We start from the raw sequence: 18,608 nt of genomic DNA, 5'->3' as shown, positions 1-18,608 counted from the left end.
GGGGCCGCACCCGGTTCTCACACGTACCGCTTGATCTCCCGGCGGGCCAGCGACCGCTGATGCACCTCGTCCGGCCCGTCCGCCAGCTTCAGGGTCCGCGCCGAGGCCCACAGCTCCGCCAGCGGGAAGTCCTGGCTCACCCCGCCCGCGCCGTGCAGCTGCACCGCCGCGTCCAGGATGTCCACCACCGCGCGCGGAGTGGCGATCTTGATGGCCTGGATCTCGGTGTGCGCGCCCTTGTTGCCCACCGTGTCCATCAGCCAGGCGGTCTTCAGCACCAGCAGCCGCAGCTGCTCCACCGTCACCCGGGCGTCCGCGATCCAGTTCTGTACGACGCCCTGCGAGGCGAGCGGCTTGCCGAACGCCGTACGGGACACCGCGCGACGGCACATCAGCTCGATCGCCCGCTCCGCCATCCCGATCAGCCGCATGCAGTGGTGGATGCGCCCCGGACCCAGCCGCGCCTGCGCGATGGCGAAACCGCCGCCCTCCTCACCGATCAGGTTGGCGGCCGGCACCCGTACGTCGTGGAAGACCACCTCGGCGTGGCCCCCGTGGGAGTGGTCCTCGTACCCGTACACCTGCATCGCCCGCCGCACCTCGACACCCGGTGTGTCACGCGGCACCAGGATCATCGACTGCTGGCGGCGGAGGTCGGCGCCGTCCGGGTCGGTCTTGCCCATCACGATGAAGACCGCGCAGTCGGGGTTCATCGCCCCGGAGATGTACCACTTGCGCCCGTTGATGACGTAGTTGTCACCGTCCCGGATCATCCGCGTCTCGATGTTCGTCGCGTCCGATGACGCCACCTCCGGCTCCGTCATCGCGAACGCGGAACGGATCTCCCCGGCCAGCAGCGGCTCCAGCCACTGCTTCTTCTGCTCGTCGGTGGCGAACTGGAGGAGCACCTCCATGTTCCCGGTGTCCGGCGCCGCGCAGTTCAGCGCGGTCGGCGCGAGGTGCGGGGAGCGGCCGGTGATCTCCGCGAGCGGGGCGTACTGGAGGTTCGTCAGACCGGCCCCGTACTCCGCGTCCGGCAGGAAGAGGTTCCACAGCCCCTGCCGCCGCGCCTCGGCCTTCAGCTCCCCGACGATCGCGGGCGTGTCCCACGGCGAGGCGAGCCGCGCCCGCTGCTCCTCGGCGACCGGCTCGGCCGGATACACGTACTCGTCCATGAAGGCGAGCAGCCGGGACCGCAGCTCCTCGGTACGGGCGTCGAATGCGAAGTCCATGGGTGATCAGCCTTCCTGGAGGGTGGTGAGGCCGTGCTCGATGAAGACCGGGACCAGATCGCCGATCTGATCGAAGCCCGCGCCGACGGTCTGGCCGAGGGTGTAGCGGTAGTGGATGCCCTCCAGGATCACGGCGAGCTTGAACCAGGCGAACGCGGTGTACCAGGAGATGGCGGAGGTGTCCCGGCCCGACCCGGCGGCGTACCGCTCGATCAGCTCGGCGGGGGAGGGGTGGCCGGCGGCACCGCTGGTGGTGGAGACGGGTGAGTGCGGCAGGTCGAGATCGGAGCTGTACATGACGAGCAGCCCGAGGTCGGTCAGCGGGTCGCCGAGCGTCGACATCTCCCAGTCCAGGACGGCGTTGATCCGCTCGTCGGGGCCGAGCAGCACGTTGTCCAGGCGGTAGTCGCCGTGGACGACGGTGGGCGCGGGCGAGGCGGGCAGCTCGCGGCCGAGGGCGGCGTGCAGCTCGTCGATGCCGGCCAGCTCACGGTTGCGCGAGCCGTCCAGCTGCTTGCCCCAGCGCCGCAGCTGCCGGTCCAGGAACCCCTCCGGCCGCCCGAAGTCCCCGAGCCCCACCGTCTCCGGGTCCACCGCGTGCAGGTCGACCAGCGTGTCGACGAGCGCGAGGACGGCGGCCCGGGTGCGCTCGGGACCGAGCGGCGCGAGCTGCTCGGCGGTCCGGAACGGGATGCCCTCGACGTGCTCCATGACGTAGAACGGCGCACCGAGCACCGACTCGTCCTCGCAGAACAGCACCGGCTCCGGCACCGGGACGGCGGTCGGGTGCAGCGCGCTGATCACGCGGTGCTCGCGCTTCATGTCGTGCGCGGTGGCCAGCACATGGCCCAGCGGCGGCCTGCGCACCACCCAGCGGCCGGCCCCGTCGGTGACCGTGTACGTCAGGTTCGAGCGGCCGCCCTCGATCAGCCGCGCCTCAAGAGGCCCGCGCACCAGCCCGGGGCGCTCGCGGTCGAGGTGTCCGCGCAGCAGCTCGGGGTCGAGACCTGGTGGGGGGACGGGACTCATGGGGCCTACCTCCGGTGCGATGGGACGAGCGGCGACCGTGACCACGGTCGCCGACCATGATGCCGACCAGTCGGTATGTCGTCCAGTGGGTGCCCATGATCCGACACCGGAAGTCGTGCGCTCCGAGTTGCGGTGACCTTGCTCTGCCCGGAAGGTCGAGGGATGAAGGCGATCAGCTACGACGCGTACGGCTCGGCGGACGTCCTGCGGTACGGCGAGCGGCCCGACCCCAAGGTCGGCCCCGACGCGGTCCTGGTGAAGGTGCGGGCCGCCGCCGTCAACCCGGTCGACTGGAAGGCCCGGGAGGGTTACCTCCAGGGTGGCCTCGAAGCGGTCTTCCCGGTGATCCCCGGCTGGGACGTGTCCGGGGTCGTCGTGCAACCGGGCGTCGCCGTCGACGAGTTCGCGGTCGGGGATGAGGTGATCGGCTACGTCCGCGAGGACTTCCTTTCGCGCGGTACGTTCGCCGAGTACGTCGCCGCACCCGTCCGCACCCTCGCCCGCAAGCCGCTCAGCCTCAGCTTCGAGGAGGCCGCGGGGCTGCCGCTGGCCGGGCTCACCGCGTACCAGGTGCTGCACCGCACACTGAAGATCCGCGACGGCGACACCGTCCTCGTTCACGCGGCGGCCGGCGGGGTGGGCTCGCTCGCCGTGCAGATCGCCCGCCACGAGGGCTGCCGGGTCGTCGGCACCGCGAGCGAGCGCAACCACGAGCATGTGCGGAGCCTCGGGGCCGAACCCGTGGAGTACGGCGACGGCCTCGCCGACCGGCTGCGGGAACTGGCCCCCGACGGCTTCGACGCCGCCTTCGACACGGTGGGCGGCGAGGCGCTGCGGGTCTCGGCCGAGACGCTGGCCGAGGGCGGGCGGCTCGCCTCGATCGCGGACAGCGAGGTCTTCTCGTACGGCGGCCGCTACGCCTTCGTCCGGCCCGACGCCGCCGACCTGGCGCAACTCGCGGAGCTGGCCGAACAGGGCATCGTCACCGTCCATGTGGACCGGGTCTTCCCGCTGGAGCAGGCGGCCGAGGCGTACCGCCTCAACCAGGAGGGACGGACGCGCGGCAAGATCGTCGTCACCGTGGACTGGGACGGCTGAACGATCCGAGGTGCGATCAGAGCAGCGTCACGGCCCCAGGCGTACTCGGACCAGCGCCACGGCCCCAGGCGCGGTTCAGACCGGCGCCACGACCCCGGGCGCACTCAGAACAGCATCGCCACCGCGAACACCGCGAACGCCACCGTGCACAGCGCCGCCGTCAGCGCCCCGCGCGGAGCCAGCGGATCCGGCCGCGCCACATCCAGCCGCCGCACCCTCAGATGCGCCACCGCCAGAAGCCCCAGCCAGGCCACCGCGGTCAGCGCCACCGCCACCAGCGCGACCGGGGACGCACCGCTGTGCAGCGCCTGCCGCCCGGCGAGCAGCGCCACCACCGTGGCGGAGAGTGTCGTACGCCGCCACGCGAGCCGGGTTCGCTCCGGCTGGAGCCCCGGATCACGGTCCCGACCCCCGCCCTCGCCCCGTACAGCCGCCGTCACCGCCCCTCCCAGCCGAAGAGGACCACCACCACCATCGCCACGGCCACGACGGCGACCACGATGCCGAGCACCGCCGGGAACCGGGAGGCCGGCAGGTCCTCGCCGCGCCGCATCGCCCGCTCGCACCGTACCCAGTGGTTGACCGCCCGCAGCGCGCACAGCACACCCGCGACGAGCAGCCCGAGCGCGAGCCCCGCCCGCACGCCCCAGGCCAGCTCCGGCAGGAACTGGTCCACGGCGAAGCCGCCGCCGATCAGCGCCAGCGCGGTCCTGATCCAGGCGAGGAACGTCCGCTCGTTGGCCAGCGAGAACCGGTAGTCCGGGGTGGCCCCCTCGTCCCGGATCCGCTGCGGCGCGAACCACAGGCGTACGCTCTGCGCGATCTTGTTCACACAGGGCACCTTACGAGGTCAGAGTGCCCGGAACCGCTGGAGCCGCCGGTACGCCTCCACGCCGTCCGGCACCCACAGCCACTCGCCGAGCCGCGCTTCCAGCTCCGCGGCGTCCAGGAAGGTGTGCCAGGCGACCTCCTCGGCCTGCGGCGAGACCGGAAGCTCGCACCGCACCTGGTAGACCGCCGACCACCACGAGTGCTTCTCATCGGTGTAGAGGAACCGGAACAGCGGCTCCGGCTCGGGCAGCCCGGACACGCCGAGCTCCTCCTCCGCCTCGCGCAGCGCCGCCACGTCGTAGGACTCGCCCGCGCCGACCACTCCGCCGACGAACATGTCGTAGTACGAAGGGAAGACCAGCTTGGTGGCCGTGCGCCGGTGGACGAAGACCCGGCCCTCGGCGTCCCGCGCCTCGATGAACACGCAGCGGTGGCGCAGACCCCGGGCGGTCGCCTCACCGCGCGGCGCCTGGCCGATGACCTCGTCGTTCTCGTCGACGATGTCCAGGATCTCGTCAGATGGCGTCATGCGTTTCATCCAACAGCACCCGGGTGGTTGACGTGGCAGCGGCCGGTACCCAAGATCTGACGCACGGGTAACTTGTCTTCCCGCAGCCCTTCCCCGCCCCTCCCGACAGGATGGAACCCATGGCGTACGACGCTGATGTGATCGTGATCGGGGCAGGGCTCGCCGGACTCGTGGCCACCGCCGAACTGGTCGACGCCGGCCGTTCCGTGATCCTCCTCGACCAGGAGCCCGAGCAGTCCATCGGCGGACAGGCCCACTGGTCCTTCGGCGGCCTCTTCCTCGTCGACTCGCCCGAGCAGCGCAGGCTGCGCATCAAGGACAGCCGCGAGCTCGCCCTCCAGGACTGGTACGGCACCGCCGGGTTCGACCGCGAGGAGGACCACTGGCCGAAGAAGTGGGCCGAGGCGTACGTCGACTTCGCGGCCGGCGAGAAGCGCTCCTGGCTGCACCAGCAGGGGCTGCGGATCTTCCCCGTCGTCGGCTGGGCGGAGCGCGGCGGCTACGACGCGACCGGCCACGGCAACTCGGTACCGCGCTTCCACATCACCTGGGGCACCGGCCCCGGCGTCGTCGCCCCCTTCGAGCGCCGGGTCCGCGCGGGCGTCGCCAAGGGGCTCGTCCAACTGAGGTTCCGCCACCGCGTCACCGGCCTCGCGCGCACGGCCGGTGCGCTGGACACGGTCACCGGCGAGATCCTGGAGCCGAGCGCGGCCGGGCGAGGCACCGCCAGCAGCCGTGAGGCGACCGGCACCTTCGAGCTGAAGGCCCAAGCGGTGATCGTCACCTCCGGAGGCATCGGCGGCAACCACGACCTGGTCCGTTCGCAGTGGCCCGAGCGGCTCGGCACCCCGCCCGAGAAGCTGCTCTCCGGCGTCCCCGCCCACGTCGACGGCCTGATGCTGGGCATCGCGGAGGAGGCGGGCGCGCACCACATCAACCGGGACCGGATGTGGCACTACACCGAGGGCATCGAGAACTGGAACCCGATCTGGGCGAAGCACGCCATCCGCATCCTGCCCGGCCCCTCCTCCCTCTGGCTCGACGCCCGGGGCCGGCGCCTGCCGGTCCCGCTCTTCCCCGGCTTCGACACGCTCGGCACCCTCGAACACATCATGAGGTCGGGCCACGGCTACACCTGGTTCGTGCTCAACCAGCGCATCATCGGCAAGGAGTTCGCGCTCTCCGGTTCCGAGCAGAACCCGGACCTGACCGGCAAGTCGGTCCGCGACGTCATCGGCCGGGCCCGCGCGGACGTGCCCGCACCGGTCAAGGCGTTCATGGACCACGGCGCCGACTTCGTGGTGGAGAAGGACCTCGACGCGCTGGTCCGGGGCATGAACGCGGTGAGCGGCGACGGTCTGATCGACGCGGAGGACCTGCGCCGCGAGATCACCGCCCGCGACCGCGAGATCGCCAACCCCTTCACCAAGGACCTCCAGGTCACCGCGATCCACGGCGCCCGCGCCTACCTCGGCGACCGCCTCATCCGCACGGCGAAACCGCACCGCATCCTGGACCCGGCGGCGGGCCCGCTCATCGCCGTACGCCTCAACATCCTGACCCGCAAGTCCCTCGGCGGCCTGGAGACCGACCTCTCCTCCCAGGTCCTCACCGCGGACGGCACCTCGCTCCCGGGCCTGTACGCGGCGGGCGAGGCGGCCGGCTTCGGCGGCGGCGGAGTCCACGGCTACCGCTCGCTGGAGGGCACGTTCCTGGGCGGCTGCATCTTCTCGGGCCGAGCGGCGGGAAGGGCGGCGGCGAAGGCGGTCTCCTGACGGGCCGCTCCGGCGATCGAGGAGCGCGCCCGCAATTCAAGCCGCTCCCTCACGGAGCGGCCCGGGCCCGCAATTCAAGCCCCTCCGGCGATCGAGGAGCGGGGCGCCCGGCCGGAGGCTCACCCGCGCACCCGGCGGAAGCGCTCAGCCGGAGACCTCGCCCCCGTCCAACACCTCCACCACCCGAAACCGCTCAGCCACGATCATCGTCCCGTCGTCCACCGTGAACGCCGGGTCCCCCATCGCCTCCCGCATCTCCTGCCCGTGCCAGAACGCCTCGTGCCCCGCACGCCATTCGGCCACCGACCGATATCCCTCGCCCTCATCCAGCGCATGCTGCAGATCGACCTCCCCGAGCGGCAGCACCCGTACCTCGGTCATCTCCAGCACCGCCACCTCCCGCCCCTCCGAGTCGATCAGCGCGGACCGTTCGCCCACCGGCGGAAGCTCCTCGCCCTCCAGCTCGTACTCGGCCAACAGCCCGGACGTGGACACCTTTTCACCGGAGAGGACCGCCGCCACCAGCCGGTCGCGCAACGGGCCGGGAAAGGCGAGAAGGAAGGGGGCGAGAGGTTCGCGAGGCTCCATCCCCTCAGTGTGTCAGGCCTCACTCCCTGCCCGCCCACCCCACCCGCACGCTGCGCAAACACCTCTCGCGGTCCGATGACTTCCAGCCAACTATCCGAAAACGGAGTGGAGTTGGTAGAGACCTCCTCTTGACTCGGAGCATTCCCTACCGCTTGGCTGTGCGCGATCATCTGCTCGCACACCGCGTCGAAAGAAGTCTGCGGCATGTCCCCGCCTCCGCCGCCCCTGGGCCGCTCCCGCCGCCGGGGCGGCCGCTCGGACCACGCCTTCGACCCGGCTCTGGACGACCGCGAACTCATCGACGCGCGCAGCCAGTTCACCCAGGGCCGCTGGGGCGCCGCCCGGGCCCTGCTGGTGGCCACCGGCAAGGACTGGGACCGCCGGGGACACCGCCTCCTGGCCCTCGCCGAGATCCCCTCCGCCGCGGACTGGGCCGGCGACTGGCTGCTCGCCGAACCCGAGAGCGCCGACGCCACCACCCTCCTCGGCTGCGCCTGTGTCGTACGGGCCCTGCGGCCCAAGGCCAGGCCCGACGACGCCGCCCGCGCCCGGCAGGCCTGTCTCGCCGCCGCCCGCATCACGCCCGACGACCCCACCCCGTGGCTGGCCCTGCTCCTCCTGGACCGGGGCCGCGAGGACGGCGGCGACGAGACCGGCCGGCTCTTCGAGGAGGTCCGCTCCCGCCACCCCGAGCACCACCACGCCCACCACGTGATGACCGCGCAACTGGCCGAGAGCCGACCCGACAGCGGCCAGGATCCGCTCCACGAGGTGTACGACTTCGCCGCCTGGGCCGCCGAACAGGCCCCGGCCGACTCGCCGCTCGCCGTCCTCCCGGTCATCGCGCACGCCGAGCGTTACCGCGTACTGGTGGCGGCGGGCAGCGAACCGGACGACCCGGTGGCGTCCGGGCACTGGTCGGGCAGGCGGGCCCGGCAGGTGATGAAGGCGGCCTTCGACTGGTGGCTGGAGTGGGAGCACGAGGACCACCCGCGCCACCGCGTCGACCTCAACTTCCTGGCCCATGCCAAGGTCTGCGAGGGCCGGATCGCCGAGGCCGCCGCCCTCTTCCACCGCATCGGCCCGCACGCCACGGCCGCGCCCTGGTCGTACTCCGGCCGCGACCCGTACGCCGCGTTCACCGCCGCCCGCGACCACGCACTCGGCACGCCCTGACCAGCGCCTCACCGAGAACCGAAGACGGACACCGAGAACCGAAGACCGAAGAAGGGACCACCCCCGCCATGTCGACGGGCAGTTCATCTCCAGGCAGGACCCGGCAGACCGGCACCACCCGGCAGACCGGTGACACCGGCGGGATCAACACCTACAAGGGTGAGGAGCGCGCTCTGCGCGCCGACCGCCTCGGCACCCCCGGCCTGCTTCTCTCCGTGCTCGCCGCCAGCGCCCCGCTGATGGTGGTCGCCGGGGTGATGCCCACGGTCTTCGGCGTGATGGGCATCGTCGGACAGCCTCTCCTCTACGTGATCCTCGGCGCCGTCCTGATGCTGTTCAGCGTCGGCTACGCGGAGATGAGCCGGCATGTCCACAACGCCGGCGCCTTCTACGCGTACATCGCCCGCGGTCTCGGCCCGACGGCCGGTGCCGGCGCCTCGCTGGTGGCGCTGGTGGCGTACAGCGCGATGCAGGTCGGCATCTACGGGATCCTCGGCTTCGAGGTGTCCGTCATCCTCTCCACGTACGCCGGCATCGACGTGCAGTGGTGGATCCCCGCACTGATCTCGGTGGTCGTGGTCGGCATCCTCGGCTGGCTGAAGATCGACCTCAACGCCAAGGTGCTCGGCGTCCTGCTGGTCATCGAGTGCCTGCTCGTCGTGATCTTCGACATCGCCGCCGTCTCCGAGCCGGGTCCCCAGGGGCTCTCGTTCGCGGCGTTCAACCCGGAGACCCTCACCGGCGCTGGGCTCTCCACCGCGCTCTGCTTCTGCATCGCCGCGTTCGTCGGCTTCGAACAGGCCCCGGTCTACGCGGAGGAGACCAGCCGCCCGCAGATCGTGGTCTCCCGTGTCATGTTCCTGGCGGTGGGATACGCCGCGCTCTTCCTGGCCATCAGCTCCTGGGCCCTCACCGTCGCCGCCGGTCCGGGCTTCATCGCCGACACCTCGCTGAAGGAGGGGCCGGGCATGCTGTTCGGCCTGACCGAGGAGCGGCTCGGCTCGACCTTCACCGACGTGCTGCACATCCTCTTCGTCACCGGCATGTTCGCCGCCCTCCTCAGCTTCCACAACGTGGTCGCCCGCTACGCGTTCGCCATGGGCCGTGAGGGCCTGCTGCCCGCCCGCTTCGGCCGTACCAACCGCGCGAGCGGCGCACCGGGCATCGGCTCGCTGCTCCAGTCCGCCATCTCCGTCGTCATCGTGCTGGCCTTCGCCGTCAGCGACGGCAACCACATCGGCGACCCGACCGTCCCGGTCCTGCGCCTGTTCACCTGGATGGGCAACGTCGGCGCGCTCGGCGTGATCCTGCTGATGGCCGCCGCCTCCTTCGCCGTCATCGCCTTCTTCGTCAAACGCGGCGCGGGCCGGGTCCAGGCACCGCGCCTGGTCGCCTCCGGGCTCGCCGGGATCGCGCTGCTGTCGATCGCCGTCTTCACCGTCCGCGACTTCGACGTCCTGGTCGGCTCCGGCGACGGTTCGGTCCTCAACTGGCTGCTGCCCGGCGTGATCGTCCTCGCGCTGATCGGCGGCCTCGTCTACGGAGCGGTCCTGCGCAAGGTCAAGCCCGAGGTGCACGCCCGCATCGGCCTCGGCAACGAGGCGTTCCAGCTGGAGAAGGCGGCCGAGAGCGAGGCCACCCGCCGCTGACCTCTTCGTACTTACGTAAGAGCGCCCGCCCCGGTGACGGCACCGGGGCGGGCGCTCTTCTCTTGCCGTACGGAAGCCGCTACAGCAGCAGCGACAGCGGCAGGATGAAGGCGATGGCCACCACGGAGATGATCGTCTCCATCACCGACCAGGTCTTCACGGTCTGGCCGACGTCCATCCCGAAGTACTCCTTCACCAGCCAGAACCCGGCGTCGTTCACATGGCTGAAGAAGAGCGAACCGGCACCGATCGCCAGCACCAGCAGGGCCGCGTGCGAGGTCGACATGTCGGCCGCGAGCGGGGCGACCAGACCGGCGGCGGAGATCGTGGCGACCGTGGCCGAGCCGGTGGCGAGGCGGATCGCGACGGCGATCAGCCAGCCGAGCAGCAGCGCGGGGATCGACCAGTTCTCGGAGAAGTCCAGGATCATCTGGCCGACCCCGGCGTCGATCAGCGTCTGCTTGAAGCCACCGCCGGCGCCGACGATCAGCAGGATCCCGGCGATCGGGGCGAGCGACTTCTCGACCGTCCCGGCGAGCTTGCCCTTGGTGAAACCGGCGGCCCGGCCGAGGGTGAACATCCCGAGCAGGACGGCGGCGAGCAGCGCGATCAGCGGCGAGCCGATCACGTCCGTCACCCGCTGGACGCTGTTCTCCGGATCGTCCACGACGATCTCGACGAGCGCCTTGAGCAGCATCAGCACCACCGGCAGCAGGATCGTCACCAGGGTGGCGGCGAAGCTGGGGCGGCGGTCCAGGTCCTCGGACGGGCGCTGCGGGATCATCTTCTCCGGCGGCTCGATGTCCACCCAGCGCGCGGCGTACCGGGCGAAGACCGGTCCGGCGATGATCACGGTCGGGATGGCGACCAGCACACCGAGCGCCAGCGTCACACCGAGATTGGCGTCCAGCGCGTCGATCGCGACCAGCGGGCCGGGGTGCGGCGGGATGAGGCCGTGCATCACGGAGAGCCCGGCCAGCGCCGGGATCCCGATCCGCATCAGGGAGAAGTTGCCACGCTTGGCGACGAGCAGCACCACCGGGATCATCAGCACGATCCCGACCTCGAAGAAGAGCGGCAGACCGATGATGGAGGCGATGAGGACCATCGCCCACGGCATGGCCCCCCGGCTCGCCTTCGCCAGGATGGTGTCGACGATCTGGTCCGCCCCGCCGGAGTCGGCGAGCAGCTTGCCCAGGATGGCGCCGAGCGCGATGAGCACGCCCACGCTCGCGACGGTGGAGCCGAGGCCCGCGGTGAAGCTGGCGATCGTGTCGGCCGGGGCCGCTCCGGCGAAGGAGCCGAGCGCCAGCGAACCGATGGTCAGCGCCAGGAACGCGTGCATCTTGAGCTTGGTGATCAGGAGAACGATGACGGCGATGCCCGCCAGGACGGCGATGCCCAACTGCGCGTTGCCTGCCGAGGTGATCGGTTCGGCGGCGTCCGCTGCCAGCATCTCGACGCTGAGACTGGTCACGGTGATGGTCCTTAACTGTCGAGCCGGCGCAGTGCGGCGACGGCTCGCTGGGTGATTTCCGTAGGGGTGCCGGACACGTCGACGTCCACCCCGGCCTCATCGGCCTGGAGCGGCTGCAACGTCGCGAACTGGGAGTCGAGCAGCGCGGTGGGCATGAAGTGGCCCTTGCGGTCCGCCATCCGCTCCTCGATCAGCGTCCGGTCGCCGGTCAGATGCAGAAACAGCGCGTCGGGCGCCCCGGCCCGCAGCCGGTCCCGGTAGGACCGCTTGAGCGCCGAGCTGGAGACCACCCCGCCGAGCCCCGCCCGCCCGTGCGCCCACTCACCGATGGCATCGAGCCAGGGCCACCGGTCGTCGTCGTCCAGGGGGGTGCCGGCCGACATCTTCGCGATGTTCGCCGGCGGATGGAAGTCGTCGCCCTCGGCGTACGGAACGCCGAGTTCGGCGGCGAGCAGGGGACCGATCGTGGTCTTGCCGGTTCCTGCTACGCCCATCACCACGACGACGTGGGGGGTGCTCATGGGGTGCCTCGCTGTCTTCTTCGACATCGGTCCGTCGCGCTACTGAAACCCATTAGGTACGACTTATTCAAGAGTCTGTGACACATACGTCGTACTTTTTACTCCCGGGGGCCGCCCCGTAGGCTTGACCCATGACCACACAGAGCCAGGGGCTGCATACACATGTGCTGGACACCCTGGGTCTGGAGATCTCCTCCGGCCAGTGCCCGCCGGGCAGCGTCCTACGCACCGACGAGCTGGCCCAGCGCTTCGACGTCTCCCGTACGGTGATCCGCGAAGTCGTCCGGGTCCTGGAGTCCATGCACCTGGTCGAGTCCCGCCGCCGGGTCGGCGTGACCGTCCGCCCGACCGAGGCCTGGAACGTCTACGACCCCCAGGTCATCCGCTGGCGGCTGGCCGGCTCCGACCGCCCGCGCCAGCTGCGCTCCCTCACGGTCCTGCGCTCCGCGATCGAACCCGTCGCCGCCTCCCTCGCCGCCCGCCACGCCACCGCGGAGCAGTGCGCCGAGCTCACCGAACGCGCACTCGGCATGGTCGCCACCTCGCGCGGCCAGCAGCTGGAGGGCTACCTCGAACACGACATCGCCTTCCACCGCATCGTCCTCAACGCCTCCGGCAACGAGATGTTCGCCCGCCTCGGGGACGTGGTCGCCGAGGTCCTCGCGGGCCGCACCCACCACCAGGTGATGTTCGAGGACCCCGACCCGGCCGCCGTCACCCTCCACGTACGCCTCGCCGAAGCGGTCCGCGAGGGCGACCCGGAAGCGGCCGAGCGCATCACCAAGGAGATCGCGGTCGGCGCCCTGCACGAGTTGGACGTGCTCGCTCCGTAGAGGGTGCTCCGGGGCGTACGGTGGTCCGCGAGCGATCTTCGCGAAGCGCGGGAGCAGGGAGAGCAGGGTTATGCCACAGCAGGTGCAAGCGGTCATCGCACCCGGGAAGAACGAGCCGGTGCGGGTCGAGACGATCGTCATCCCCGACCCCGGCCCTGGAGAGGCCGTCGTCAAGATCCAGGCGTGCGGCGTCTGCCACACCGACCTGCACTACAAGCAGGGCGGGATCAACGACGAGTTCCCCTTCCTCCTCGGCCACGAGGCGGCGGGCGTCGTGGATTCGGTCGGCGAAGGCGTCACCGACGTCGCTCCCGGTGACTTCGTCATCCTCAACTGGCGTGCGGTGTGCGGTCAGTGCCGTGCCTGTCTGCGCGGCCGCCCCTGGTACTGCTTCGACACCCACAACGCGAAGCAGAAGATGACGCTGCTGGATGGCACCGAGCTGTCACCGGCCCTGGGCATCGGCGCCTTCGCAGAGAAGACCCTCGTCGCCTCCGGCCAGTGCACCAAGGTCGACCCCGAGGTGGCACCCGAGGTCGCCGGACTCCTCGGCTGCGGCGTCATGGCGGGCATCGGCGCCGCCATCAACACCGGCCAGGTCGGCCGCGGCGACTCGGTCGCCGTCATCGGCTGCGGCGGCGTCGGCGACGCGGCGATCGCCGGATCCCGGCTGGCCGGAGCGGCGAAGATCATCGCGGTCGACGTCGACGACCGCAAGCTGGAGACGGCGAAGAAGATGGGCGCCACCCACACCGTCAACTCCCGCTCCACCGACCCGGTCGAGGCCATCCGCGCGCTCACCGACGGCAACGGCGCCGACGTCGTCATCGAGGCCGTCGGCCGCCCGGAGACCTACGAACAGGCCTTCTACGCCCGCGACCTCGCCGGAACGGTCGTCCTCGTCGGCGTCCCCACCCCGGACATGAAGCTCGAACTCCCGCTCCTGGACGTCTTCGGCCGCGGCGGCTCGCTCAGGTCCTCCTGGTACGGCGACTGCCTGCCCTCCCGCGACTTCCCGATGCTCGTCGACCTCCACCAGCAGGGCCGCCTGGACCTCGCCGCCTTCGTCACCGAGACCATCGGCATCGGCGACGTCGAGCAGGCCTTCGCCCGGATGCACGACGGCGACGTCCTCCGCTCGGTGGTGGTCTTCTGATGACCGCCCGCATCGACCACCTGGTCACCTCCGGCACCTTCGCCCTCGACGGCGGCGAGTGGGACGTCGACAACAACGTCTGGATCGTCGGCGACGACACCGAGGCGATCGTCATCGACGCCGCCCACGACGCCGCCGCCATCGAGGCCGCGCTCGGCGGCCGTACGCTGCGCGCCATCGTCTGCACCCACGCGCACAACGACCACATCGACGCCGCCCCGGCCCTCGCAGAGGCCACCGGCGCCCCGATCCTGCTGCACCCGCACGACCTCCCGCTCTGGCTCCGGACCCACCCGGAACGGACCCCGGACGGCCCCCTGGCCGACGGCCAGGAACTCACCGTCGCCGGGACCACCCTCACGGTCCTGCACACCCCCGGCCACGCACCCGGATGCGTCTGCCTCTACGCCCCCGAGCTGGGGACGGTCTTCACGGGCGACACGCTCTTCCAGGGCGGCCCCGGCGCCACGGGCCGCTCCTTCTCGGACTTCCCGACGATCATCGACTCGATCCGGGACCGGCTGCTCACCCTCCCCGGCGACACCAAGGTCCGCACCGGCCACGGCGACCCCACCACCATCGGCGCGGAGGCCCCGCAGCTCGACGACTGGATCAAGCGCGGCCACTGACGACCGCGTACGTCACCGGTCCGGCCATGCGGAGAGCCGCAGTCCGCTCTCGAAGCGGCGCGGCTCCCCGCTGACCGGATCGGTGAACTCCAGCCGCCGCGCCAGCAACTGCAACGGCTTCGAGAAGTCCTCCACGGCCCCCTCCGGCTCCACCACCGGATACAGCGGATCATGGACGATCGGCACGCCCAGCGCGTTCATGTGGACCCGCAGCTGATGCGTCCGCCCGGTGGCGGGCACCAGCCGGTACAGGCCCAGTCCACCGCGCGCCTCCACCAGCTCCACCCGGCTCTCACTGTTCGCCTCACCCGGCTCCTCCCGGGCGGCGAGCACCCCGCGCTCCTTCACGATCCGGCTGCGTACGGTCCGGGGCAGGGCCACCGAAGGGTCGTACGGGGCCACCGCCTCGTACTCCTTGTCCACCAGCCGGTCCCGGAACAGCGTCTGGTACGCGCCCCGCTCCTCCGGCCGCACCACGAAGAGCACGAGCCCCGCCGTCAGCCGGTCCAGCCGGTGCGCGGGCTGGAGCGCCGGCATCCCCAGCTCCCGCCGCAGCCGCGCCACCGCGGTCTCCGTGATGTGCCGGCCCCGAGGCGTGGTGGCGAGGAAGTGCGGCTTGTCCGCGACCACGAGATGCGCGTCCCGGTACACGACCCCGATGGGAAAGGGCACCGGCTCCTCGGCCGCGAAGTCCCGGTGGAACCAGAGGCTCCGCCCGGCGGTGTACGGCTCGTCACTCCGTACGGCGGTCCCGTCGGCCCCCACGAACCGCCCCGCGTCGAGCATCTCCGCCACTCGCGCGGCCCCGATCGCCCCACCGAACCGTCCCGCCAGATACGCACCGATGCTCGTCCGGAGCCCGTCCGGATCCTCCGGCAGCCGCACCCGTACGGCATCGATCCCGTCCCGCTGGGGGAGAGGCCCGGCCGACGCCTTCCTGCGGCCCCTCATCCCCGCCCCTTCCCGCTCTGACCCGGTGACGCAAAAGAGCCCCACCGAAGTGGGGCTCCTGCTGGTGTCCGAGGGGGGACTTGAACCCCCACGCCCGATAAAGGGCACTAGCACCTCAAGCTAGCGCGTCTGCCATTCCGCCACCCGGACAAGGTGTCTGTCTCGCGGGCCGTGCCCGTTCCGACGTGGAAAACCATAGCAAACATTCGAGGGTGCTCGATCACGCCCCGATGGCTGTGAACGGTGCGTGACGGGCGGTGCACGGCCTTGGGTGTGGGCCCTGGGCGCGGGAGGATGGGAGGGGAGCACCAGAGTGACAGCGGAAGGAAGCAGCGTGAGCGAGAGCAGCACGGGCAAGGCCGTCGGCGGCGGCAACGCCGAGAAGGAGGTCGTGGACCTCTGTCGCGACCTGATCCGGATCGACACCAGCAACTACGGCGACCACTCCGGCCCCGGTGAGCGGCTGGCCGCCGAGTACGTGGCGGAGAAGCTGGCCGAGGTGGGTCTGGAGCCGCAGATCTTCGAGTCGCACAAGGGGCGCGCCTCCACCGTCGCCCGGATCGAGGGCGAGGACCCCTCCCGGCCCGCGCTGCTCATCCACGGCCACACCGACGTGGTCCCCGCCAACGCGGCGGACTGGACGCACGACCCGTTCTCCGGCGAGATCGCGGACGGCTGCGTCTGGGGCCGGGGCGCCGTCGACATGAAGGACATGGACGCGATGACCCTCGCGGTCGTACGGGAGCGGATGCGTACCGGCCGCAAGCCCCCGCGCGACATCGTGCTGGCCTTCCTCGCGGACGAGGAGGCGGGCGGTACGTACGGGGCCCGCTACCTGGTCGACAACCACCCGGGGCTCTTCGAGGGCGTCACCGAGGCGATCAGCGAGGTCGGCGGCTTCTCCTTCACCGTCAACGAGAACCTGCGGCTGTATCTGGTGGAGACGGCCCAGAAGGGCATGCACTGGATGAAGCTCACCGTGGACGGCACCGCCGGGCACGGCTCGATGATCCACAAGGACAACGCCATCACGGAGCTGTCCGAGGCGGTCGGGCGGCTGGGGCGGCACAAATTCCCGGTGCGGGTCACCAAGACGCTGCGGCACTTCCTGGACGAGCTCTCGGACGCGCTCGGCACCGAGCTGGACCCGGAGAACATGGACGAGACGCTCGCCAAGCTCGGCGGCATCGCCAAGCTGATCGGCGCCTCCCTCCAGAACACCGCCAATCCGACCCAGCTCGGCGCCGGCTACAAGGTCAACGTCATCCCGGGCCAGGCCACCGCCCATGTCGACGGCCGGTACCTGCCGGGTTACGAGGAGGAGTTCCTCGCCGACCTGGACCGGATCCTCGGCCCCAACGTGCGGCGCGAGGACGTGCACGCGGACAAGGCGCTGGAGACCACGTTCGACGGCGCGCTGGTCGACGCCATGCAGACCGCGCTGGTCGCCGAGGACCCGATCGCCCGGGCCGTGCCGTACATGCTCTCGGCCGGCACCGACGCCAAGTCCTTCGACGACCTGGGTATCCGCGGCTTCGGCTTCGCCCCGCTGAAGCTGCCGCCGGAGCTGGACTTCGCCGGGATGTTCCACGGCGTCGACGAGCGCGTCCCGGTGGACGGTCTGCAGTTCGGCGTGCGGGTGCTCGACCGGTTCATCGACCACAGCTGACCGTACCCGTACGCAACGCCGACGGGTTGCGGACGGACGGTGACCCGGGCCCGTACGAACCGCCGACCGGGTCCGGGCGCAATTCGACCGCCTGTGCGTACGTGACCGAAAGGGTGAAACGCGCCGTTCACGCGTAGCCCCGCCCCGTCCTCCTCGTTACAAGGTTTGCGGTCCGCGGCTGGGACCGCACTTTCCAACTAGGAGGAATCATGATCAAGAAGGTCGTCGCAGTTGCGGCTGCCACCGGTGGCCTCGTTCTCGCGGGTGCGGGCATGGCTTCCGCCGACGCGGGCGCCCAGGGTGCGGCCATCGGCAGCCCCGGCGTGCTCTCCGGCAACGTCGTCCAGGTCCCGGTCCACGTGCCGATCAACCTGTGCGGCAACACGGTCTCCGTGATCGGGCTGCTGAACCCCGCCTTCGGCAACACCTGCGTCAACGCGTGACGTTGGGCGTCAGCCCGTAAGGGCTTGAGCTCGGTCGGTCCCGGAGTGCGTGCCATGCACTCCGGGACCGTTCGGCATTCGGCTCCCGCACGGTCATGTCCGGGGGTTTTTCGGAAGGCAGAAGGCAGGAAACAAACCTATGCGACAGGTCACTCGTAAAGGCCTGATCACCATGGCGGCGGCGGGCGGGGTCCTCGCGCTCAGCGGCGGCTATGCCCACGCCGACGCCGGAGCGGCCTCCACGGCCACCGGCTCGCCGGGCGTACTGTCCGGCAACTCGGTCTCGGTCCCGATCGACATCCCGGTCAACGTCTGCGGAAACTCGGTCACCGTCGGCGGTCTCATCAACCCGACCTTCGGCAACGACTGCGAGAACGGGTCGGCGGGGTCGAGCCAGGGATCCGGACCGCAGAACCGTATCGGCGGCGGCTCCGGCGACACGGCCCAGGCGGGCAACACCGCGCAGGCGGGCGACACCACCGCCTCGGACCGGCACGGCGAGCCCGGCACGGGCCGTCACCGGGCCGGTGGCGCGAGTGCGGAAGGAGTCGCCCAGGGCTCGCCCGGCATCCTCTCCGGCAACGCGATCCAGGCGCCGGTCAGCATCCCCGTGAACGTCTGCGGCAACAGCGTCTCCGTGATCGGGCTGCTGAACCCGACCTTCGGCAACAGCTGCTCCAACGACGCCGAGCCGCCGCCCCCGCCGCCGCCGGTGAAGCCCCCGGTCACGCCGGAGACGCCGGTCGACCCGCCGGTCGAGCCCCCGGCCAACCAGCCGCCCGAGCCGAACGTCCCCGAGCCCCAGCTGGAGCCGGAGGAGCAGCTCGCGCAGACCGGCGCGGGCGGCATGGAGATGCTCATCCCGGCGAGCGCCGGGCTGCTGCTCGCCGGCCTGGGATCGGTGCTCTACCGCCGCTCCCGCAGCGCCGCCTGACCCTGGCGCGCACAGCCGGTACAGCAGTACAGCAGGAAGCGTCATGGACGGGCCCCGCGGTCGCGGGGCCCGTTCCCTGTTCTCAGGC

19 protein-coding genes and 1 tRNA gene are annotated in these 18,608 nt (G+C 71.1%); 10 read left to right on the top strand and 10 right to left on the bottom strand.

The window, feature by feature from the left end; translation table 11 throughout:
* Positions 1-17: 17 nt before the first annotated feature.
* Together ACIRR8_RS23990 and ACIRR8_RS23985 are read right to left on the bottom strand one after the other, a co-directional pair.
* The gene (locus tag ACIRR8_RS23990) at positions 18-1,232 is read right to left on the bottom strand and encodes an acyl-CoA dehydrogenase family protein (RefSeq protein WP_404068270.1); all 1,215 of its coding nucleotides are present in this window, start codon (positions 1,230-1,232) and stop codon (positions 18-20) included.
* A gap of 6 nt (positions 1,233-1,238) precedes the next feature.
* Positions 1,239-2,261, bottom strand: coding sequence for a phosphotransferase family protein (locus tag ACIRR8_RS23985; RefSeq protein ID WP_404068267.1), 1,023 nt, complete (start codon positions 2,259-2,261; stop codon positions 1,239-1,241).
* Between the two features lie 162 nt (positions 2,262-2,423).
* Between ACIRR8_RS23985 and ACIRR8_RS23980 the strand changes: the two genes are divergently transcribed.
* A complete protein-coding gene (locus tag ACIRR8_RS23980) occupies positions 2,424-3,359 on the top strand; it encodes an NADP-dependent oxidoreductase (protein ID WP_404068265.1) in 936 nt (311 codons plus the stop codon).
* Positions 3,360-3,463: 104 nt separating this feature from the next.
* On the opposite strand, the gene ACIRR8_RS23975 is transcribed toward ACIRR8_RS23980, so the two are convergent.
* From ACIRR8_RS23975 to ACIRR8_RS23965, 3 genes are read right to left on the bottom strand one after another with little or no spacing between them, the layout of a single operon-like run.
* Positions 3,464-3,799 carry a DUF202 domain-containing protein gene (locus ACIRR8_RS23975; RefSeq protein ID WP_404068263.1) on the bottom strand — a complete coding sequence of 112 codons (336 nt, stop codon included), beginning with the start codon at positions 3,797-3,799 and terminating at the stop codon, positions 3,464-3,466.
* The gene (locus ACIRR8_RS23970; RefSeq protein ID WP_404068260.1) at positions 3,796-4,191 is read right to left on the bottom strand and encodes a YidH family protein; all 396 of its coding nucleotides are present in this window, start codon (positions 4,189-4,191) and stop codon (positions 3,796-3,798) included. Before ACIRR8_RS23970 ends, ACIRR8_RS23975 begins: the two co-directional genes overlap by 4 nt.
* A gap of 18 nt (positions 4,192-4,209) precedes the next feature.
* Entirely contained in the window at positions 4,210-4,719 is a 510-nt protein-coding gene (locus ACIRR8_RS23965) for an NUDIX hydrolase (RefSeq protein ID WP_404068257.1), read from the bottom strand.
* A 119-nt stretch (positions 4,720-4,838) separates the two neighbouring features.
* Between ACIRR8_RS23965 and ACIRR8_RS23960 the strand changes: the two genes are divergently transcribed.
* Positions 4,839-6,494, top strand: a complete 1,656-nt coding sequence (locus ACIRR8_RS23960) for an FAD-binding dehydrogenase (RefSeq protein ID WP_404068255.1) — start codon at positions 4,839-4,841, stop codon at positions 6,492-6,494.
* Between the two features lie 144 nt (positions 6,495-6,638).
* Here the strand turns inward: ACIRR8_RS23960 and ACIRR8_RS23955 are convergent, their stop codons facing one another.
* On the bottom strand, positions 6,639-7,082 hold the full coding sequence (locus ACIRR8_RS23955; RefSeq protein ID WP_404068252.1) for an ASCH domain-containing protein: 444 nt from the start codon (positions 7,080-7,082) through the stop codon (positions 6,639-6,641).
* A gap of 204 nt (positions 7,083-7,286) precedes the next feature.
* Here ACIRR8_RS23955 and ACIRR8_RS23950 point away from each other — a divergent pair, with 204 nt between their 5' ends.
* Positions 7,287-8,258: a hypothetical protein gene (locus tag ACIRR8_RS23950; RefSeq protein WP_404068249.1), complete on the top strand. Its 972-nt coding sequence runs from the start codon at positions 7,287-7,289 to the stop codon at positions 8,256-8,258.
* Positions 8,259-8,326: 68 nt separating this feature from the next.
* Entirely contained in the window at positions 8,327-9,907 is a 1,581-nt protein-coding gene (locus tag ACIRR8_RS23945; RefSeq protein ID WP_404068246.1) for an APC family permease, read from the top strand.
* 79 nt (positions 9,908-9,986) lie between these two features.
* On the opposite strand, the gene ACIRR8_RS23940 is transcribed toward ACIRR8_RS23945, so the two are convergent.
* A complete protein-coding gene (locus tag ACIRR8_RS23940) occupies positions 9,987-11,384 on the bottom strand; it encodes a GntP family permease (protein WP_404068244.1) in 1,398 nt (465 codons plus the stop codon).
* 11 nt (positions 11,385-11,395) lie between these two features.
* Positions 11,396-11,905, bottom strand: coding sequence for a gluconokinase (locus ACIRR8_RS23935; RefSeq protein WP_404068241.1), 510 nt, complete (start codon positions 11,903-11,905; stop codon positions 11,396-11,398).
* 131 nt (positions 11,906-12,036) lie between these two features.
* Here ACIRR8_RS23935 and ACIRR8_RS23930 point away from each other — a divergent pair, with 131 nt between their 5' ends.
* The 3 genes from ACIRR8_RS23930 to ACIRR8_RS23920 all read left to right on the top strand — a co-directional run bounded on the left by ACIRR8_RS23930 (position 12,037) and on the right by ACIRR8_RS23920 (position 14,523).
* Positions 12,037-12,738, top strand: a complete 702-nt coding sequence (locus ACIRR8_RS23930) for a FadR/GntR family transcriptional regulator (protein WP_404068238.1) — start codon at positions 12,037-12,039, stop codon at positions 12,736-12,738.
* 70 nt (positions 12,739-12,808) lie between these two features.
* Positions 12,809-13,894, top strand: a complete 1,086-nt coding sequence (locus ACIRR8_RS23925; protein WP_404068235.1) for an S-(hydroxymethyl)mycothiol dehydrogenase — start codon at positions 12,809-12,811, stop codon at positions 13,892-13,894.
* Complete coding sequence (locus tag ACIRR8_RS23920; protein ID WP_404068233.1) at positions 13,894-14,523, top strand: MBL fold metallo-hydrolase; 630 nt, start codon at positions 13,894-13,896, stop codon at positions 14,521-14,523. Before ACIRR8_RS23925 ends, ACIRR8_RS23920 begins: the two co-directional genes overlap by 1 nt.
* Before the next feature lie 12 nt (positions 14,524-14,535).
* Here ACIRR8_RS23920 and ACIRR8_RS23915 read toward each other — a convergent pair whose 3' ends face one another.
* On the bottom strand, positions 14,536-15,474 hold the full coding sequence (locus tag ACIRR8_RS23915) for an RluA family pseudouridine synthase (protein WP_404068230.1): 939 nt from the start codon (positions 15,472-15,474) through the stop codon (positions 14,536-14,538).
* 62 nt (positions 15,475-15,536) lie between these two features.
* A tRNA-Leu gene (locus ACIRR8_RS23910) sits at positions 15,537-15,624 on the bottom strand.
* 184 nt (positions 15,625-15,808) lie between these two features.
* Here ACIRR8_RS23910 and ACIRR8_RS23905 point away from each other — a divergent pair.
* The 3 genes from ACIRR8_RS23905 to ACIRR8_RS23895 all read left to right on the top strand — a co-directional run bounded on the left by ACIRR8_RS23905 (position 15,809) and on the right by ACIRR8_RS23895 (position 18,520).
* A complete protein-coding gene (locus tag ACIRR8_RS23905; RefSeq protein WP_404068228.1) occupies positions 15,809-17,143 on the top strand; it encodes a M20/M25/M40 family metallo-hydrolase in 1,335 nt (444 codons plus the stop codon).
* A 209-nt stretch (positions 17,144-17,352) separates the two neighbouring features.
* Positions 17,353-17,586, top strand: a complete 234-nt coding sequence (gene chpH / locus ACIRR8_RS23900; protein WP_015607544.1) for a chaplin ChpH — start codon at positions 17,353-17,355, stop codon at positions 17,584-17,586.
* Positions 17,587-17,725: 139 nt separating this feature from the next.
* Complete coding sequence (locus ACIRR8_RS23895) at positions 17,726-18,520, top strand: chaplin (RefSeq protein WP_404068225.1); 795 nt, start codon at positions 17,726-17,728, stop codon at positions 18,518-18,520.
* Positions 18,521-18,608 lie beyond the last annotated feature (88 nt).

The organism is Streptomyces sp. NPDC101178, assembly GCF_044767965.1.
Taxonomy (GTDB): Bacteria; Actinomycetota; Actinomycetes; order Streptomycetales; family Streptomycetaceae; genus Streptomyces.
This window is presented reverse-complemented; position numbering and strand designations above follow the sequence as displayed.

Coding starts and splice junctions, on each gene's coding strand:
- ACIRR8_RS23990 (WP_404068270.1), bottom strand. CDS start 1,232: ATGGACTTCGCATTCGACGCCCGTACCGAGGAGCTGCGGTCCCGGCTG.
- ACIRR8_RS23985 (WP_404068267.1), bottom strand. CDS start 2,261: ATGAGTCCCGTCCCCCCACCAGGTCTCGACCCCGAGCTGCTGCGCGGA.
- ACIRR8_RS23980 (WP_404068265.1), top strand. CDS start 2,424: ATGAAGGCGATCAGCTACGACGCGTACGGCTCGGCGGACGTCCTGCGG.
- ACIRR8_RS23965 (WP_404068257.1), bottom strand. CDS start 4,719: ATGACGCCATCTGACGAGATCCTGGACATCGTCGACGAGAACGACGAG.
- ACIRR8_RS23960 (WP_404068255.1), top strand. CDS start 4,839: ATGGCGTACGACGCTGATGTGATCGTGATCGGGGCAGGGCTCGCCGGA.
- ACIRR8_RS23955 (WP_404068252.1), bottom strand. CDS start 7,082: ATGGAGCCTCGCGAACCTCTCGCCCCCTTCCTTCTCGCCTTTCCCGGC.
- ACIRR8_RS23950 (WP_404068249.1), top strand. CDS start 7,287: ATGTCCCCGCCTCCGCCGCCCCTGGGCCGCTCCCGCCGCCGGGGCGGC.
- ACIRR8_RS23945 (WP_404068246.1), top strand. CDS start 8,327: ATGTCGACGGGCAGTTCATCTCCAGGCAGGACCCGGCAGACCGGCACC.
- ACIRR8_RS23935 (WP_404068241.1), bottom strand. CDS start 11,905: ATGAGCACCCCCCACGTCGTCGTGGTGATGGGCGTAGCAGGAACCGGC.
- ACIRR8_RS23930 (WP_404068238.1), top strand. CDS start 12,037: ATGACCACACAGAGCCAGGGGCTGCATACACATGTGCTGGACACCCTG.
- ACIRR8_RS23925 (WP_404068235.1), top strand. CDS start 12,809: ATGCCACAGCAGGTGCAAGCGGTCATCGCACCCGGGAAGAACGAGCCG.
- ACIRR8_RS23920 (WP_404068233.1), top strand. CDS start 13,894: ATGACCGCCCGCATCGACCACCTGGTCACCTCCGGCACCTTCGCCCTC.
- ACIRR8_RS23915 (WP_404068230.1), bottom strand. CDS start 15,474: ATGAGGGGCCGCAGGAAGGCGTCGGCCGGGCCTCTCCCCCAGCGGGAC.
- chpH (WP_015607544.1), top strand. CDS start 17,353: ATGATCAAGAAGGTCGTCGCAGTTGCGGCTGCCACCGGTGGCCTCGTT.
- ACIRR8_RS23895 (WP_404068225.1), top strand. CDS start 17,726: ATGCGACAGGTCACTCGTAAAGGCCTGATCACCATGGCGGCGGCGGGC.